17 protein-coding genes are annotated in these 17359 nt (G+C 70.4%); 2 read left to right on the top strand and 15 right to left on the bottom strand.

What is annotated here, in order from left to right; translation table 11 throughout:
- The 6 genes from E8A74_RS14190 to dnaB all read right to left on the bottom strand — a co-directional run bounded on the left by E8A74_RS14190 (window position 1) and on the right by dnaB (window position 7277).
- The gene (locus E8A74_RS14190) at window positions 1-1185 is read right to left on the bottom strand and encodes a hypothetical protein (protein ID WP_136929522.1); all 1185 of its coding nucleotides are present in this window, start codon (window positions 1183-1185) and stop codon (window positions 1-3) included.
- 58 nt (window positions 1186-1243) lie between these two features.
- Window positions 1244-2554 (bottom strand): YcbK family protein, encoded by a 1311-nt coding sequence (locus E8A74_RS14185; protein WP_136929521.1) that lies wholly within the window; start codon window positions 2552-2554, stop codon window positions 1244-1246.
- Between the two features lie 61 nt (window positions 2555-2615).
- Window positions 2616-3620: an L-threonylcarbamoyladenylate synthase gene (locus E8A74_RS14180; RefSeq protein WP_232379549.1), complete on the bottom strand. Its 1005-nt coding sequence runs from the start codon at window positions 3618-3620 to the stop codon at window positions 2616-2618.
- 40 nt (window positions 3621-3660) lie between these two features.
- Window positions 3661-4416: an isochorismatase family protein gene (locus tag E8A74_RS14175; RefSeq protein WP_136929520.1), complete on the bottom strand. Its 756-nt coding sequence runs from the start codon at window positions 4414-4416 to the stop codon at window positions 3661-3663.
- 100 nt (window positions 4417-4516) lie between these two features.
- Window positions 4517-5773 carry a hypothetical protein gene (locus tag E8A74_RS14170; RefSeq protein WP_136929519.1) on the bottom strand — a complete coding sequence of 419 codons (1257 nt, stop codon included), beginning with the start codon at window positions 5771-5773 and terminating at the stop codon, window positions 4517-4519.
- Window positions 5774-5813: 40 nt separating this feature from the next.
- Window positions 5814-7277, bottom strand: coding sequence for a replicative DNA helicase (gene dnaB, locus E8A74_RS14165; RefSeq protein ID WP_232379548.1), 1464 nt, complete (start codon window positions 7275-7277; stop codon window positions 5814-5816).
- Between the two features lie 88 nt (window positions 7278-7365).
- On the opposite strand from dnaB, the gene E8A74_RS14160 reads away from it, so the two are divergent.
- Window positions 7366-8385 (top strand): PfkB family carbohydrate kinase, encoded by a 1020-nt coding sequence (locus E8A74_RS14160; RefSeq protein ID WP_170229116.1) that lies wholly within the window; start codon window positions 7366-7368, stop codon window positions 8383-8385.
- Window positions 8386-8449: 64 nt separating this feature from the next.
- On the opposite strand, the gene rplI is transcribed toward E8A74_RS14160, so the two are convergent.
- From rplI to E8A74_RS14130, 6 genes are all read right to left on the bottom strand, one after another.
- Entirely contained in the window at window positions 8450-8905 is a 456-nt protein-coding gene (gene rplI / locus E8A74_RS14155) for a 50S ribosomal protein L9 (protein WP_136929516.1), read from the bottom strand.
- A 13-nt stretch (window positions 8906-8918) separates the two neighbouring features.
- Complete coding sequence (rpsR, locus tag E8A74_RS14150; protein WP_136929515.1) at window positions 8919-9236, bottom strand: 30S ribosomal protein S18; 318 nt, start codon at window positions 9234-9236, stop codon at window positions 8919-8921.
- Between the two features lie 3 nt (window positions 9237-9239).
- Window positions 9240-9779 (bottom strand): 30S ribosomal protein S6, encoded by a 540-nt coding sequence (rpsF, locus tag E8A74_RS14145; protein ID WP_136929514.1) that lies wholly within the window; start codon window positions 9777-9779, stop codon window positions 9240-9242.
- A gap of 123 nt (window positions 9780-9902) precedes the next feature.
- Entirely contained in the window at window positions 9903-10595 is a 693-nt protein-coding gene (gene pth / locus E8A74_RS14140) for an aminoacyl-tRNA hydrolase (protein WP_136929513.1), read from the bottom strand.
- 100 nt (window positions 10596-10695) lie between these two features.
- Window positions 10696-11430 (bottom strand): 50S ribosomal protein L25/general stress protein Ctc, encoded by a 735-nt coding sequence (locus E8A74_RS14135; protein WP_232379547.1) that lies wholly within the window; start codon window positions 11428-11430, stop codon window positions 10696-10698.
- A 169-nt stretch (window positions 11431-11599) separates the two neighbouring features.
- Window positions 11600-12544, bottom strand: a complete 945-nt coding sequence (locus E8A74_RS14130) for a ribose-phosphate pyrophosphokinase (RefSeq protein ID WP_136929512.1) — start codon at window positions 12542-12544, stop codon at window positions 11600-11602.
- A gap of 199 nt (window positions 12545-12743) precedes the next feature.
- Between E8A74_RS14130 and E8A74_RS14125 the strand changes: the two genes are divergently transcribed.
- Entirely contained in the window at window positions 12744-13739 is a 996-nt protein-coding gene (locus E8A74_RS14125) for a bifunctional riboflavin kinase/FAD synthetase (protein WP_136929511.1), read from the top strand.
- A 10-nt stretch (window positions 13740-13749) separates the two neighbouring features.
- Here the strand turns inward: E8A74_RS14125 and E8A74_RS14120 are convergent, their stop codons facing one another.
- From E8A74_RS14120 to E8A74_RS14115, 3 genes are read right to left on the bottom strand one after another with little or no spacing between them, the layout of a single operon-like run.
- Window positions 13750-14763: an Lcl C-terminal domain-containing protein gene (locus E8A74_RS14120; protein WP_170229115.1), complete on the bottom strand. Its 1014-nt coding sequence runs from the start codon at window positions 14761-14763 to the stop codon at window positions 13750-13752.
- Window positions 14760-15659, bottom strand: a complete 900-nt coding sequence (locus E8A74_RS52250) for a hypothetical protein (protein ID WP_170229114.1) — start codon at window positions 15657-15659, stop codon at window positions 14760-14762. Before E8A74_RS52250 ends, E8A74_RS14120 begins: the two co-directional genes overlap by 4 nt.
- Window positions 15660-15714: 55 nt before the next feature.
- Window positions 15715-17133, bottom strand: coding sequence for a serine/threonine-protein kinase (locus E8A74_RS14115; RefSeq protein ID WP_170229113.1), 1419 nt, complete (start codon window positions 17131-17133; stop codon window positions 15715-15717).
- Between the last annotated feature and the right edge of the window lie 226 nt (window positions 17134-17359).

Genomic DNA, 17359 nt, shown 5'->3' with positions numbered 1-17359 from the left:
TCACGGTGACGCGAACGCGGCCGCGCCGTTCAAGAACGCCTTCCAAGAAGCCTTTTCCTGACCCTGCTCGGTGAAGAGGCCGAGCGAGCATGCATAGGCTGCGTACGGTCCTTCCGCAGGCTCGCCCAAGACGGACATGCGCTCTCCGCACCGAACAGAGCCGAGATCGTGCAGCGCCTCGACATTCACGAAGACGAAGCGATCCCGTCGCGGCGCGAGCGCACCAAAAAACGTCTCGAGGAAAAGCGCCTGCTTGTCGTCCGATCCCCCGACGAAGGACGAGCTCGGAGCCCCGACGGATTCGAGCACGATCTCCTTGTCCGCAGCACGCGCGAGGATCGTGTCGGCATGCGCGGAGATGTCGCTCGCACGTCCCGCCTCGACGGCGCCGAGCCCGGGCAGATACGAAGCGACCGCGACGTCGCTCGTATCGAGGAGGGGCAAGAACGAGGGATCCGGAGCCGCCACGCCCTCGAACGAGAAGCCCACGCCCGCGCGGACGTCCGGCGCGGCGAGCGGATGCGCGCGGACGTAGTCGAGGACGTCGCTCGCGAAGAGTTCGAAGGCCGCGCGCTCGTCCGGGTGCGCGGCGAGGCGGACGTCGACGTCGCGGCCGAGCACGACGAAACGCGCTGCGCCGCCGAGCGCCGCGAACGCCGCGTCGATCGAGGCATACGTGAAGGCAAGGACCTCGGGCGCGTTCCACGGTTTCTCCGCGAGGTCGGGCGGGAGGAACGCGACGGCGCGATCGATGATCACGAGCGAGAAGCCGAGGACGACGCCGCGGCTGTGGAAGAAGGTTGCCTCCTCGGCGAGCGCCTGCGTGCCTTCGTCCGTGGCGAGCGCCGTCGGCGTGCGCCTGAGCATCGTGGCCCGCGCGCCGAGCGCGAGCGCGCCGAGGCGGGCCGCGATGACGTCGCCAGGCTTCGGCGCTCCATCCCCGACGGGGTTCGGCGTGAGGCCGATCCAAACGGGCGTGGAAGGGGCGTCCGGCGCGTCGGGATCCCCGGCGTCGCCGTCGGGGAAGGCGTCGGGCCAGGCGGCGTCGAAGGAGGGACCGCCGTCGCCGGGATCCCCCGGACGAACGATGATCTGAGGGTAGCCGCTATCGTCACACGCGAGCGGCGCGAGGGCGACGCCGAGGGGCACGCCGCCGAGCAAGAGCCAACGAAGCAAAGCGCGCACGAAGAGGATCGTAACGAATTCTTCGCGTGGTGGCTCGCGCGTGGGCGCGCGAGGCGCGCTACGGCGGCCCGCCGTACCGCGGGGGCGCAGGCATGCTCGCTCCGGACGGCAGGCGAGAAGACCACTCCACGACACCAGGCGTGGCCTGCGCGGGCGCCCAGGCCATGCCGCCCTTCTCGAGGACGCCCGGCCACGAATCGACGTACTGCGGGGGCTCGGAGGGGCCGGACGCGTCGATCCAGAGCGCGTGTCCCGTGCCGGGCCTGCGCACGTCGACATGGACGAACTTGCTGTTCGGATAGAAGCCACAACCCACGTCGTCGAGCTTGCGGCAGAGCTCGAAGATCGTGGCGTTCGGGATGCCGTGGACCTGGATGTCCGCGGCGCGCGCGGCCGCGTGCATGCTCTGGTGGCTCGTGCCCGCGACCTTCGCGCCGGGGCGATAGCCGCTGTAGATGTAGATCGGCCGCCACGGGAACGAGTCGGCGATGCGCTGCAGCGCCCAGAGCAGGCGCGGGTGCACGAGGCGCACGTCGGAGATCCACTCGCCTTTGCGCGCGGCCTCGGGATCGGGCTCGTCGGGGAGGAGATCGGCGGGGCGCGCGACGTCAGCCGGGCGCATCATGAGCGAGAGGCGATCGAGCGCCTCAGGCGCGACGGATCCATCACAACGCACGAGCGGGAAGACGTCACGCTCGCCGGAGCCGCGGACAAAGGTCACGGGGCGACGACGGCATCGCCAATCGCGGACGGGCTTCGGCGGCGGCGCCCAGAGCGAGTCGAAGCCGTTCGACGCGAAGCTCGGTCCCGTCGACGCGAGCAGCGCAGGTGCGCGCGCGGGATCGAGGCCGTTCCACGACCAGGACGGCAGGACATCGGGCTCGATGCGCAGGATCTCCGAGCCCTCGGAGGCCACGCGGAACACCGGAAGCGCCGCGAAGGCCGCGGACGCGTCGTCGAGCAGGCGAACGCGGCTCGATCCGAACGCGTGAAGGTCGTCGTGCGACGCGTGGGGTTCGTCCGCGGCGTCGCCCTCCGCTTGCGCGTGGCGCCACGCGAGCTGCAACCACGGCTCGTTCCGCCACTGGCCGAAGGGTCCCCAGATGTAGCGGCGCAGCGGGCCGGGGCTCTCGACCTCGGCGTTGAGGTACGAGCGCAAGAGGCCGAGGCGCGGCGCGGACGGGTCGTCGAGCTTGAAGGTGTAGAGCTTGGGCGGCTGATCGAGGAGCGGCCCCGCGTGGGTCGACGTCGCGGCCGCGAGCACGAGCGCGGCGATGCCGATCGAAGGAAGCGTGGACCCGAGCGAACCACGCGTCGTACGCGCAGGGCGCTTCGTCTTTTGATCCGAGCGAACCACGAGCTTCGTCATCCCAAGTGCTGGCTCTCCCGTTTTGCCACAACCCGCGAGGGGGCGTCAGCAATTCCCGCGCTCAAGCAGAAGAGGCGCGGCGCAGGCGATCGTGGACGGCAGCCCACGCAGAGCCCGCCGGGGGCGCTTCGACCACGACGCTGTCGCAGCCCGCGTCGTCGAGGCGATGGAGCGCCGCATAAAGCGCAGCCGCGTACCCCTCGGGGTCCGCAGGCAAGATCTCGACGGGAGGATCCACGGCGGCGCCAGGCGTAACCAGGGCAGCGCCGGTGACGAGGCCCGCAGCGCGGCGCCTCGCGAGCTCGGCGCGCGCCTCGTCGGCAGGGACGACGACGAGCGTAGCGCGAGGCGCGTAGTGCCGCGCGGAGGTGCCCGGCGAAGGCGCGCGTTCGTCGAGCGAGACGGTGATTACGCCGGGATCGACGACGTCGACGTGGCGGCGTAGTTCGTCGAGCGAGACGGCGCCCGGGCGTAAAAGAACAGCGGGACTGCGAGAGACGTCGACGATCGTGGACTCGATGCCGTGCCGGCAAGGGCCGCCGTCGAGCACGAGCGGGATACGCCCGCCGAGCGATTTCAGGACGTGCTCGGCCGTCGTGGGCGAGAGCGAGGTCGTGCGGTTGGCGCTCGGCGCCGCGATGGGCAAACGGCACGCCTCGAGGAGCGCGCGCGCGACGGGCGCGGCAGGCACGCGAATCGCGACGGTCGGTCCGCCGGCCGCGACCTCATCGGCGACGGCGCCGGGGCGCCGTGTGACGACGAGCGTGAGCGGGCCAGGCCAGAAGAGCTCGGCGAGGCGCTCGGCAGCATGCGGAAAGTCGAGCGCGAGCGCGCGCGCCTCGGCGACGCCGGCGACGTGCACGATGAGCGGGTTCGTCGCGGGACGACCCTTCGCTTCGAAGATGCGACGCACGGCGGTCGGTTCGTCGGCGCGCGCGCCGAGCCCGTAGACGGTCTCGGTCGGGAAGGCGACGACGCGCTTGCCACGGAGGAGCGCGGCCGCGCGTGCAACAGCGGGCGGGTCGAAGGGCAGGAGCTCGGTGCGGATCACGGGCGCGGCGATCATGGAGCAAGGCGAGCCGCTTCGCACGCGGCGCGCGCGTTCTTCAAGGCGCGGCGCGGAGGTAACGCGGCTCGAAAGGCACGAGGGCGGCGAGGGTCACGAGCGCGACGTGCTCGGCCACGGGGCTCATGCCCGCCTGGCAGTCGGGCGGGATCGTCACGACGAACCCTCGCTCGAGCGCGTCCTTCGCGGTGGCGAACATGCCGATCTCGGTGGCGCATCCCGTGAGGATGATCTGATCGGCGTGGAGGTCGTCGAGCAGCGGCCCGAAGGCGCTGCCCGTGAAGGCGCTGTACGTCCGCTTGTGCACGAGGTGATCGCCAGGCGAAGGCGCGATCGCAGGCCACACTTCGGCGCCCTCCGTGCCGGCGACGGCGTGGCGCGGCCAGTCGCGGAAGTCCTCGTCGTCGGGCTCGTGCGTGTCGCACACGTAGATCACGGGGACGTTTTTCTCGTGCGCCCACGTGATGCGCTCCTTCACCGCCGGGACCACGTCCCGCGCGCGCGGGACCTCGAGCGGGCGGCCCGGCGTGAGGTAGTCGTTGATCATGTCGAGCACCACGAGCACGGGCCGCCTCGGACCACGCGGCCGCGGGCGCGTCGCGAGGAGGCGCTCGCGCAGGCGCTTCGGCGGCTCGACGGGCGGCGCGGCGTGCCCGAGGCGCGCGAGGTCTTCACGCAGCGCAGCGAGGTCAGCCGCGTCCTCGGGCGAAGCGGCGACGAGCGACGCGAGGGCCCTGTCGGGCGTGCCCGCGAGCGTGAGTTCGAGGAGCCGTTCTCTGCCGAGCCGATCCACCATGGAACGCGCTTTTTTTTCGTAGCACGTCCGTGCGGACGAACCCACGGCGGAGGCGCGCGCGGGCACCAGTTCCTTTGGTGGGGCCCAGGCGCCGCGGCGGTCAGGGCGCGGGCGTACCGCCCTCGGGTACGCCCTTGGCGGGCACGGGCGCAGCTTCTGCGCCCACGGTGATCGTCGCCTGCGTCACCTCGCCCGACGTCACCTCGATCGGGACGCGGGCGAGCGCGCGCAGCCCCTTTCCGCGAAGGTCGAGCTCGTACGCGCCCGGAGGCGCCTCGGCAGCGACGCCGGCTTCCGCAACGGAAGATCCGATCCGAAGGAAGGGGACGAGCGTATCCCGTGGGGACAGGAGCTCGACGCGCGCATCTGCGGGCGGAGGGAGCGGCTTGCCAGCCTCGTCCACGAAGCGCAGTTCGATCGCGCCCGGCACGCGCGCCTCGCGGACGAGGGCGAGCTCGGTGACGACGCCGAGCGTGTCGCCGCGCGGGGCCACCACGAAGAGCCGCTCGTAACGCGCCGAGCCGCCGGGCGGCAGCGTGACGTTCCGGCCGAAGCGGAGGCTCGTCGCCCCCGCGGCGCCTTCGATCTCGAGCGTGGGTCGATCGTCGGCGGGCGCGATCGCGTATGCCACGGAGGTCCCGAGCGCCGCCGCGAACGGGGCTTCGGCCGTGGCAGCGGCGGCAGGCGGCGGCTCGTGGCCGATCGCGGGCAGCGGCTCGGCCGAGCCCCAGTGAACGGCGTCTCCAAGGCTCGGGATCACGAGCGGCTCGTCGGCCTTCGAGGCGATCAGGGTCGAGACGAGGATCACGCGCGCGCCCGGGACAAGCATGTACCGCGTGGCGATCGTCACGCGCGGATCCCCCTCGGCGTGGCCACGCGCGAGCACCTGCGCCGATCCGTCACGTCCTTGCGCGAGGCTCATCGTCACGCCGGTCAAGCAGCCGAGCGGCGCGCCGAGGCACGTCCGCACGCGCCCGAGCGCATCCTCGCGGATCTCGGAATCGGCAGCGTCCACGAGCGCGCCGTCCGAGGCGCTGATCACCGCCGCGATCGCGCTGTTGTCGAGGAGGACGTCGCCCGCCTTGGCCTCGACGAGCGCGCCGGCGAAGGGCTTTTTGTCCCCTTCGATGCGCGCGAGGGTGACCGCGGCGGGCGCTTCCGGCTCGGGCGCGCAGAACCCGGCCTTGCCTTCGGCGCCGCGGCGGAAGCGGCACATCGCGGCGACGCGCGCGCCTTCGCCGCCGTACATGACGACGCCTCCGCTCTGGATCGGCTCGACACAGGCGGTGAGGCCGGTCGCGAGACCGAGGAGGAGGGTTCCGAGGGCGAGGCGTTTGCTGTTGTTGCCGGGCGGCATGATGAGCCTCCGACGCGCGAACGCGCCGGATCTTGGGACGTCACTCGTCGTCGACCATCTCGGGGTAGTCGCCAGGCGCGAGGTTGTCGAAGCGCGTGTACGACGACGCGAAGCGCACGAGCACCTTACCCGTGGGGCCGTTTCGTTGCTTCGCGATGATGATCTCGGCGATGCCCTTCGCGTTCGTGGTCTCCGCGTTGTAGTACTCGTCGCGGTAGATGAACATGATCGTGTCCGCGTCCTGCTCGATGGCGCCGGACTCGCGCAGATCGCTGAGCTGAGGACGCTTGCCGTTGTCCTTGTTCGTGCGGGTCTCGACGGAGCGGTTGAGCTGCGAGAGCGCGATCACGGGGACACGGAGCTCCTTGGCGAGCTGCTTCAAGCCTCGGGAGATCTCGCTGATCTCCTGCTCGCGGCTGCTCACGCCGTCGCGGCCCTTCATGAGCTGGAGGTAGTCGATGATGACGAGCCCCACGCGCCGCTCGGGCTGCCCCGGCCCGGCCGTGCGGTTGTACTCGGCCTGGATGCGGCGGACCTTCGCGCGGACCTCGAGGAGCGTGAGCGCGGACGTGTCGTCGACCCAGATCGGGAGCGTCGACAGATACGAGGCGCTCTCGGTGAGCCTTCGCCAGTCGTCCGGCTGCAAGAAGCCCTGGCGCAGCTTGCCGAGATCGACGCGGCCCTCGGTGCAGACCATACGACTCGCGAGCTGCTCGCGGGGCATTTCGAGCGAGAACACGCAGACGCCGTAGCCCGGCTCCTGCCGCTCGTAGCCATGGTCCGCCTCGCCGGGACCGGCGGCCACCGTGCGCGGCGAGGCGACGTTCACGGCGATGTTGAGGACGAACGACGTCTTGCCCATGCCGGGGCGCGCCGCGACGATCATGAGATCGCCGTCGTGGAGGCCGGCGGTCTTCGAATCGAGCCGCTCGTACCCCGTGGAGATGCCCGTGATGCGATCGCCGCGCTCGGCCGCGGCCGTGATCTGCTCGAACGCGGCCTTAAGGACCTGCGCGATCGGCTGCACGCTCGTCGACTGCGCGGTTCGCGCGAGCGCGTAGATCGATTGCTCGGCGCCGTCGATGAACTCCTGCACCGTGCCGACGTCGCCGTACCCCTCGGCCGCGACGCGCTGGCAGGTGGCGATGAGCTGCCGCAGCCGCCATTTTTCATAGACGACCTTGGCGTGCGTGGCGACGTGCGCGACAGCGGGCGTCGCATCGGCGAGCTGCGCGAGATAACTGGCGCCGCCGATCTGCGCGAGCCACTCGCGATCCCGGAGCCAGGAGGCTATGGAGACGATGTCGATCGGCGTGCCGGAGAGCGCGAGCGCCGTCGCCGCCTCGAAGATGCGCTTGTTCGCGTCGCTGTAGAAATGTTCCGGCTTCAGGATCTCGAGGACTCGATCGAGCGCATCCCGCTCGAGGAGCACCGCCGAGAGCACCGCGGCCTCGGCGTCGAGGTCATGCGGAGGGACGCGGCCCGCGACAGGGGCCGGTTCCATCGGTTGGTTCGAACGTCCACGACGCTGCTGCGCGGTCTGCATGGCACTTCTTCACCAGATGGCCCCAAGCAATCCCGAAGATCTCCACATGGTGAGGCCCCAAATGGGAGACGCCCCGAAGGGCGGGCCCTCCGAGGCGTCAGGATCGTCGAGCGATCTACCAGGAAACCCCCGCGCGCGGTACCCGGATCGGCAAGACGATCACGAGGAAACGGCGACATCCGCCGACGTGGTGTGTGTGGGTGAGGCACTATGGGACCTCTCCACGCCCGAAGGCACGTCGCTCGACGACGCAACGCAGCTCTCTCTCACGCCGGGCGGCGGCGCGGTGAACGTGGCGCTCACGCTGGCACAGCTCGGCCTGCGCGCGGGGATCGTCGCGCCGGTGGGAGACGATGCGGTCGGGCACGCGCTCGTGGCACACCTGTCGCGGCGCGGGGTCGACGTGTCACGCATGCGCGCCACCAAGTCGAGCCGCACGGGGCTCGTGTTCCTGACCCACGCGCCGACGCGCGCCGTAGCGTATCGCGCCGTGCAGGAAGAAGCGCTCGCGCTGCGAGACGCCTTGCCGCGCTCCTTCGGCGCGAACGTCGTCCATTTCTCCGGGCTCTTGCCCTCGCGCGCATGCTTGCTCGCGCTCGAGCAGGCGGCGCGTCACGCAGCGCGCGAGGGATCGCTCGTCACGCTGGACGCGAACCTCCGGCCTCGGCTGTGGGCAGGCGACGCGCTCGAGCGCGCGGATCCGCGGAGCCTCCTCGGTGGGGTCGATGTGCTCAAGGTGAGCGAGGACGATTTGCGCCTGCTCGGCGCGTCGGATCCACGGGATCTCATGCCCTTGCTTCACGCCGAGGCGATCGTGATCGCGACGTTCGGCGCGGCGAAGACACGCGCGCTCGGGCCCTTCGGCGAGGTGCACGCGGGCGGCCCGGCTCTCGCCGTGGAGAGCACGATCGGCGCGGGAGACGCGTTCGGCGCGGGGCTGCTCTCGGTGCTCGCGCGCGAGGGGCGCGCGGCGCTGCGGGATCGCGAGGCGATCGAGCGCGCGATCCAGCGCGGCAACGAGGTCGCGCGGAGCTCGCTCACGGAGCGATCGTTGGGCGTGAAATGAACGAAGGCCCGGACCGATCGGCTCTTCGCCGTTCGATCCGGGCCGACGCCTGCTCCTCGTGGGATCAGGACTTCGCCGCGACCGTGACGTCGATCGTCGCGGTCACGGACGTCGCGAGGCGAACCGGAACCTGGTAGGTGCCGAGCGCCTTGATCGTGTCGAGCTCGATGCGACGACGATCCACAGTGAATCCCTGCGCCGCGAGCGCCTCTTCGATGTCGCGCGAGGTCACCGAACCGTAGAGCCGATCACCCTCGCCGACGGGCTTCGTGATCGTGATCTTCACGTTCGCGAGCTTCTGGGCGAGCTCCTCGGCCGCCTTCTTGCTCTTGACCGCGCGCGTCTCCGCGACCTTCTTCTCGTGCTCGATGCGAGCGACGTTCTCCGCCGTCGCGCCGACCGCGAGGCCGCGGGGGACGAGGAAGTTGCGAGCGTAGCCCGGGCGAACACGCACGAGCTCGCCGCTCTTGCCGACGTTGGGGAGGTCCTCGGTCAGGACCACGTGAATGTAGTTGGCCATGACGTCCTCCTCGTTACGCCGTCACGGTGAACGGCAAGAGCGCGATGTTGCGCGCCCGCTTGATGGCGAGCGTGACCTTGCGCTGATGCCGCGCGCAGTTGCCGCTGATGCGGCGCGGGACGACCTTGCCGCGCTCCGAGATGAAGTACTTGAGCGCCTGCGGGTCCTTGTAGTCGATGAAGAGCGCCTTGTCGGCGCAGTAACGGCAGACGCGCTTGCGACCGGTGCGGCGGCGTCCGGGGGCGTCGGCGTTCAGATCCGGCGTCCGCCCGAAATCGCGGTCGTCCATGTCCATGTTGCGGCTGCCCGAATCCATTCCTCGTTGATTCATGGCTCAGCCTCCCTCTTCCTCGGTGCCGGTCATGTCCGCCTCGCCCTCGAGGTCGTCGAACTCGCCCGAGGCCGGCGCCTCGCTGGTGCGCTCCTGACGACGCTCCGGCTCGATCAGACCAAGCTGACGCTCCCTCGACTCGTCGCGCTCCTCCTCGATCGGCGGCAGCTCGACGCGCTCGAACTTCACGTCCTCCTCGGCGATCGCGATCGCCGCGACCTCCACGTCGTTGCGGACGAGGACGGTCTGGTACTTGATCACGGTGTCCATCAGGCGCAGGTTGCGCTCGATCTCGGACACCACGCGGCCCGTGCCGAGGTACTTGAGGTAGATGTACACACCGCGGCGATGCTTGCGGATGTCGTACGCGAGCCGGCGGCGGCCCCAGTTTTCGACCTTGGTCAGCCGGCCTTGCTCGCGGCCGATCACGTCGGACAGGCGCGAGCCAACACGCTCGGCGGCGTCCGCGTCGATGTCGGGTCGCAGGATGTAGATCGTTTCGTATTCTCTGGCGCGGTTCGGCGCCGTCACGAGTCGACTCATGCTTCTCCTCTTGGACGATGGCCCCGGAGACGTCGTGCCCCGGAGCGAGGACGGCGCGTCCGCCGGTGTTCCTCACGGACAAACCAGCGAACGTGCCTCACGAAGGTGCGGAAAACGTCCGGGTTACTCTCCCTCGCGCTTTTCACCAGGCGAAACCGACGGCTTGTCTTCCGCCGCTTTCGCGTTCGCGGGCTCGGGCGACATGCGCGCCTCGCTCCGCTCCTTCGCTTGCTTCTTGCCGGCTTTCGGCCGGCTGTTTCGAACGTTCATCGCGGCGTCGAAGCCGCGGGCCGCGACTTCTAGCACAGAATCCGTCACGAGCTTCAAGATGTCGGGCAGGCGCGAGCGTTCGACCGCGTCGAACGGCGACAACACGTAGTCCGCCACCTCCCCGCGAAACCCCGCCGGCGGCCGCCCGACGCCCACGCGGACGCGCGCGAAGTCGCCCGTGCCGACGTGGGACATGATGGACCGCAGCCCGTTGTGGCCGGCGTGTCCACCGCCGAACTTGAGCCGGACGTCCCCGAACGGAAGGTCGAGCTCGTCGTGGATCACCACGAGCTCCTTCGGGGCGATCTTGAAGAACGCGAGGGCGGGCTGCACGCTGCGGCCCGACTCGTTCATGTACGTCATCGGCTGGAGGAGCACGCCCGGCTCGTCCCCGAGCGTCGCGCGCGACCACATGCCCGAGAACTTCTCGCGGAAGGCATCGGCGCGAGCGCGCGCCGCGAGCGCTTCGACGGCCATGAAGCCGACGTTGTGCCGATGCGACGCGTATTTCTCGCCCGGGTTGCCCAGGCCGACGACGAGCAGCATGACGAGGAAGTCGAGGCCCGAAGACGAGCGTGCCCCGCGGGACGACCTCGCTCGGAGGTGCGCGCCGCGGGGCGGATCGCTCGGACCGTTTGAGCTAAAACTACTTCTTCTTGGCGTCCTTGGCGGGAGCCGCGCCCTTGGCCGCAGGAGCCGCGCCCTTGGCCGCGGGAGCCGCGCCCTTGGCCGCGGGCGCCGCGCCCTTCGCGCCGGCCGCAGGAGCCGCAGCCGCCGGAGCGCCCGGAGCGCCCGGAGCCGCAGCCGCGCCTTCCTCACCCTTCTCGGGAATGGCCACGACGACGACCGTCTGGTCCTCGGGCAGGCGCGTCTTGACGCCCTCGGGGAGCGGAACCGCGCCCGCCTTCACCGTGTCGCCGAGGTCGAGCTCGCTGATGTCGATCTCGACGAGCGCCGGGATCTTCTCGGGCAGGCAGCGGATGGGCAGGTTGCGGAAGATCTGCTGGAGGATGCCGCCGCCCGCGACGCCCTTCGACTTGCCGACGCAACGAACGGGGATCTCGACGTCGACCGGCTGGTCGAGCTTGACCTGCAGGAAGTCCGCGTGAACGAGCTCGCGCGAGATCGGGTGGTAGCCGTAGTCGCGCACCATGACGGTGAGCTTGTCGCTGCCCTCGACGGCCAGCTCGATGACCGAGTTCTTCCCGTGCGCCGACTTCAGCACCTCGAGGAGGGCCTTCGGAGAGACGGCGACCGGGAACGCTTCGAGGCCCTTGCCGTAGCAGATGGCAGGGATGTTCCCCGTGCGGCGGAGCCTGTTCGACGGGCCTTTTCCGCTTTCCTGACGACGGGTGGCGCTGAGCTTGATGATTTCCATCATGGGACGACTCTCCGGTTCCGATCCGAGACGCGGCGCTATAGCAGAGATCGATCGGGTTGTGCGCCGATTCCGACGATCCTCCGAGGCGAAGCCGCAAGCCTGAGAGGAAACTGCACGATTGTCCAGGCGCTGAGGGACACGAAACGACGAACGCGAGGCGAGGATGCGACTAGACGAAGAGGGAGCTCACCGAGTCCGAGTGATGGATCCGGCGGATGGCCTCCGCGAGCAGGCGCGCCACGCTGACGACCTTGAACTTCCCGCACGCCTTGGCTTCCTCGGAGAGCGGGATCGAGTTGGAGACGATGACCTCGGCGAGCGGCGACTCCATGATGCGCGACAGCGCCGGGCCCGAGAGCACGGCGTGCGTGGCGCAGGCCGCGACGCTCTTCGCGCCCGCCTTCATGAGGGCGTTCGCCGCGTTCACCAGCGTGCCCGCCGTGTCGATGATGTCGTCGAGGATGAGGCAACGCTTGCCTTCGACCTCGCCGATGATGTTCATCACCTCGCTCTCGTTCGCGCGCTCGCGGCGCTTGTCGATGATGGCGAGGGTGCCGTCGAGGCGCTTCGCGTAGGCACGCGCGCGCTCGACGCCGCCCGCGTCCGGCGAGACGATCACGCAGTCGCGGCTGTAGTGCTCGCGAAGGTGCTGATCGAGGAACGCCGGCATCGCGTGGAGGTGATCGAAGGGGATATTGAAGAACCCCTGGATCTGGCCCGCGTGCAGATCGAGCGCGACGATGCGGTGCACGCCCGCGGCGACGAGGAGATCGGCCACGAGCTTCGCCGTGATCGGCGTGCGCGGCGCGGCCTTGCGGTCCTGCCGGGCGTAGCCGTAGTACGGGATCACGGCGGTGATGGAGCCCGCGGAGGCGCGCCGGAGCGCGTCCACCATGATGAGCAGCTCCATCACGCTGTCGTTCACCGGCGAGCACGTCGGTTGCACGACGTACGTGTCCACGCCACGGACGTTCTCCTGAATCACGCAGAACGTCTCCCCGTCGGAGAACCGCGAGACGCGGCACTTCCCGAGCGGGAACTCGAGGCACTGGCAAATCTCCTGCGTGAGCGTGGGGTTTGCGTTCCCCGAGAAGATGCTCACTCTCTTGAACATCGGCCAGCCTCCCTGCCTGCCGAGGGTTCGGTCGACGCTCGGCCAGTCCGAGCGACCACGACAACCCCGAACGCCGAAGGGTCAACGGCGGCGCGGCTCTACCAGTCACCCCTACTTCCGTCAAGGATCTTGTGGTCATTGCGTCATGGCACGACCTCGGCTTTGCGCGGCGCCCCGGGTTTGACTAGGTAGCGCGATCGTGGATCGGCAGAGCGGCTCCCAGCGCGGCGAGACGAGCGGGCGTACCGGCACCCTCGTCGTGATCGGCAACTTCGACGGTCTGCACAGGGGCCACCGCGCCGTCCTGGATGAAGCCGCTCGGATCGCCCACGAACGCGGGCTCGATCCGGTGGTGCTGACGTTCGATCCACACCCGGCCGAGGTCCTCGGCCGCAAGGCGCCGCCGCTGCTCACGCCGCTCGCGCGCAAGATCGCGCTGTGCGAGCGCGCCGTGCCGGGGCTCCGGGTCTCCGTGGCGCCCTTCGATCGCGCGTTCGCAGCGCAGAGCCCGCGCGACTTCGCCGAGCGCGTGCTCGGCGATCTCGGCGCGCGCGTGGTGATGGTGGGGCAGAACTTCCGCTTCGGCGCGCAGCGGGCCGGCGACTTCGCCGAGCTCGAGCGGCTCGGCAAGGTGCTCGGCTTCGAGACGCGATCGCACGCGCTCGTCGGCGACACGCACGGGCCGTGGTCGAGCACGCGCGCGAGGGAGGCGATCGCGCGGGGCGATCTCGACGAAGCACAGCGCATCCTCGGGCGATGGCATGCGCTCTCGGGGACCGTGGTCGCCGGGGACCAACGCGGGCGGACGATCGGCTTTCCCACCGCGAACATCCTCGATGCGCCGGAGGCGCTGCCACCGCTCGGCGTGTACGCCGTGCTGATCGATCGTTTGTCCCCGGAAGGCGCGGGCGAGCGCGGCGCGACGATGCTCGGGCGCGGCGTGGCGAACCTCGGCGTGCGGCCCACGGTGGATCCCACGGCGGCGCGCCCGCGCCTCGAAGTCCACGTCTTCGATCGGGACGAAGATCTGTACGGCGCGCGGCTGCGCGTGCACCTCGTTCGGCACCTTCGTCCGGAGCAACGTTTCTCGGGGCTCGAAGCGCTGAAGGCGCAGATCGCACGGGACGCCGAGGAGGCGCGGCGCGCGCTCGAAGGCATCACGCCCGATCCCGAGGCAGGCTCGGCCTGGGCCTGAGCCGCACGTATCATCGAACGCAACGCACGCGCGCCTTCACCGCCGTCGGCTGGTGCTCGATGCGGCCCGTGAGGCCGTCGAGGACCCAGGCTTCGGCCGGCACAGCAGCGACGGGCGTGGACGACCAGAAGCGGCCCTCGCCGTCGGGGAACGACGTCGCCGCGGACATGGGCTCGTCCTCTTCGCCGTGGCCGAGGCTCACGAGCTCCTTGATGCTCGGTAGCCGAAAGCCGTTGGCGCCCCCGATCGAGAGCGACGCACAGAAAGCGAGCGCGCCTTGCCACGTGCTCACCTCCGGCGTGCTCAGGCGTTGCCAGACAAAGCCTGTGCGCCTGTCGATCAGCGTCTCACCGACCGCGCCCGCTTCGAGGCACGACACGCGCGGAGGACCCACGACGCAACGAACGCGCGCCGCGAGCGTGCGATCGACCGACGTCATCGATCCGTGGACGAACCCGATGGCCCACACGCCGTCCATCGCCGTCGTCGAGGTCCAGTAGAGATCCGTGGACCACGTGGGTACGGAGATCATCGAGGGGTTGATCGCGGGCCCGTCGCGCCCGTAGTCCACGAGCGAAACGAGCTCCACACGGGAAGGGAGCCGCGCGCCGCCGCCGGACTTCTCGCAGCGCGCGCGCGCTTCCTCCCACGAGACGGGCGCCGAGGCCGCGTCGCTCTCCCACACGAGGTCGAGGATCTCGTCACGCACACCGTCGTCCGCGGACGCTCCGAACGAAGCCTCCTCGTAGCTCGGCAAGAGGCCGACGACATGGCCGTCCTGCCCCGCCGCGAGGCTCGGATCGTCACACGAGATCGCGTCGGATCCATCGGAGCAGAACCGCGTGGCCGAATCGGGGAAGCCCGCGCCCGTGCTCGCCTCGCACGCGCCCGCAGGGCCGCCCGACGGCGCGAGCGTGCGTGGCTCGATCCCCGCCACGATCTCGCAGCCGAGCGGTCCCGCGAGCAGGAGGGGCCACGCGCCGATCCGGATCAACGGAGGAACCGTCGTTCGTTTGGTGCTCAAAATGTTCCTCCCAGGAGCAATGCCGCGCCCGCTCCCGCGGACGGCACGATCGCAAGAGATGCGCGTGGATCCGCCGGGCTCTTCGAGCGCGAAACCCAGTAGAGCGTCGCGGACGTCAAGAGGCCGACCGCTCCCACGCCCAGCGCGACGTCGGCGATCCGCGCGGCCGTCCGGCCGTCGTCCGCCACGTCGAGCGACGCCACGTCGGGGCAAACCGCGCCCTCGCACCGCGCGCGCGCCTCGTTCTCCTTCACGAGCGCGCGGATCCCGAAAAACGTCCCCACACCGAGGGCGCCGAGCGAGATCCCCGCGGTCACATGCGCCGCGATGCGCGCGCCCGAGGGCCCCCCCGAGGCCCCGCGCGACGGCGCGAGCGCGGGCACCACCACGGTCACGCGGGCGCCCGGCGCGACCCGTACCGTCGCCCGAAACGGCGCCTTCCCTTCGGCCGTCGCGACGACCACGTGCTCGCCGGGATCGACCGGCGCGGGCTCACCGAGCGACGCCTCCGGGATCGACGCACCGTCGCGCTCGATCACCATCCCCGCGGCGCGCGCGCCTGGCCCGAGCACCACCACGAGCCGCGCGAGCTTGCGTTCGAGCGCGTCGAGCCGCTCGTGGGCGATCTCCGCGCGATCGGGCCTCGCGTCCGTGCGCGCCCACGCGAGGGCTTCACCGAGCTCGCGGTAGGCCGTGGCCGTCTTGCCTTCCGCCTCGTGGCAGAGGGCGACGTTCAGGATCGTCCCGCCGCCCGGATCGAGCCGATGGCTCTCCGCGAGCTTCGGACAAGCCTCGGCATACCGCTTCTCCCCCATGAGCTGCTTGCCCTCGCGGAAGAGGACCTCCGCCTCCGCCGCGGCGTCACCGTCCGCGCGGGCGGTGCCTTCACCGGCCAAGACGAGCGCAGCAAGCCCTGGAAGTAGAAATCGATTGGCACGACGAACATATCTTTTATTTTCGGCTATCCAGCGGATCAAGGAAGCGCCCTCCTTTGCGGCGCCCTGTGGGCGCTCCAGAGGTTCGATAAGACGAAGTCGTTCCACCCTTGGGCACCTTCGCCGCCGGGCTCGACGCGGGGGCCGCAGGCTCCTCGGCGCCTTGGGCGGGCGGGTCGCTCAGGCCGTCCGGCGCCACGGCCACCGAAGGCTCCTTGGGCTGCTCGGGGGCCGCGCGTGATGGCCCCGGCGAGGGAGCGCGCGCGTCCGGCGTTTTTCCCGAGGACATGACGAGCGCCCCCACCACGAGCAGCGTCACGCCAAGCAAACCGAGCCCCGCGCGGAGGCGCATGGATCGTCGGAGCGCCGCGGGCCGGAGGGCCGTCGAGAGGAGACCGCGCAGCCCATCCGCGTCGCGGCTCCCGGCGCCGGCGTACGTCGGGAGTTTCTCCGGAGGAATGCCGATCACCCGGATCACCCGGCGCACGCTGGTCTCGCTGCGCTCGGGCGCAAACGGCCGGAGCGACGCGGCGAGCTCGGCCACGTCGGGCGTGCGTTTGTCCGGGTCTTTTTGCAGGCACTGGAGGATCGCCTTTTCGAGCCCCTCCGGTACGTCGGGGCGAACGTCTCGCACCCGCGCGGGCGGGTCCGCGGCGATGCGAAAATACAGGGAAGAAATGGTCTTCGCCTCGAAGGGGCTGTGGCCCGTCAACAGCTCGTGCAGGACGATGCCGAGGGACCAGATGTCGGTGCGCGGATCGACGTCGGTCGGGTCGCGCAGCCGCTCGGGCGAGGTGTACCGGGGCGAACCCACCACGAATCCATGACCCGTGAGCGTCACGACGTCCTCCGGCTGCGCGGCGCCGCCCGGGCGGAGGAGCTTGGCGATGCCGAAATCGAGGACCTTGATGAGCGGCGAGCCGTCGGCGCGGCTCGTGAGAAAGAGGTTCGAGGGCTTGATGTCGCGGTGGACGATTCCCATGGAATGCGCCTCGGCGAGCGCCTCGCAGGCCTGGAGGATGTAATCGACGGCGTCCTCGACGGGCAGCGGGCCGCGGCGGCCGAGCATGCCCCGGAGATCGATTCCGGTGAGGTATTCCATCACGACGAACGGCGAGCCCCACGGCAGGGTGCCCATGTCGAGCACGCGCGCCACGTGCTCGCTCTTGATCGCGCTCGCGGCCCGCGCCTCGCGCAGGAGCCGCGTCACGGAGACGTCGCTCGCCGCGACCTTGGGGTGCAGGAACTTGAGCGCGACGCGCTGCCGGAGGCTCGCGTGCTCCGCCTCCACCACGACCCCCATCCCCCCGACGCCGAGGACCCGCTGGACACGGTATTTCCCCGCGACCACGTCGCCCGGGCGCGGCAGCGAGGCCTCGCCAAGATCGAGATCGACGTCGACGTCGACGTCGATCGCATCTTCCGCGCTTTTCATACCCCCCATGATCCCCGCGTTTTACGATAGCGCGCGAGGGCGGAAACACAATCGACGGCGGGCGATCTCAGCCTCCTCTGCGGCCCGCGCCGTTCGGGCCGAAACCGCACGGAATGCGGACGCCCTTGCATTGGTTTGTCATCTGCGCACAATGATGCGAATGCCCCGGACGGGGACGGGGCATTCGCCTCCCCTGCCCGGCCGCGCACGGATCCGGCCGCCCTGG

This window comes from Polyangium fumosum (genome assembly GCF_005144585.1).
Lineage (GTDB): Bacteria > Myxococcota_A > Polyangia > Polyangiales > Polyangiaceae > Polyangium > Polyangium fumosum.
This window is presented reverse-complemented; position numbering and strand designations above follow the sequence as displayed.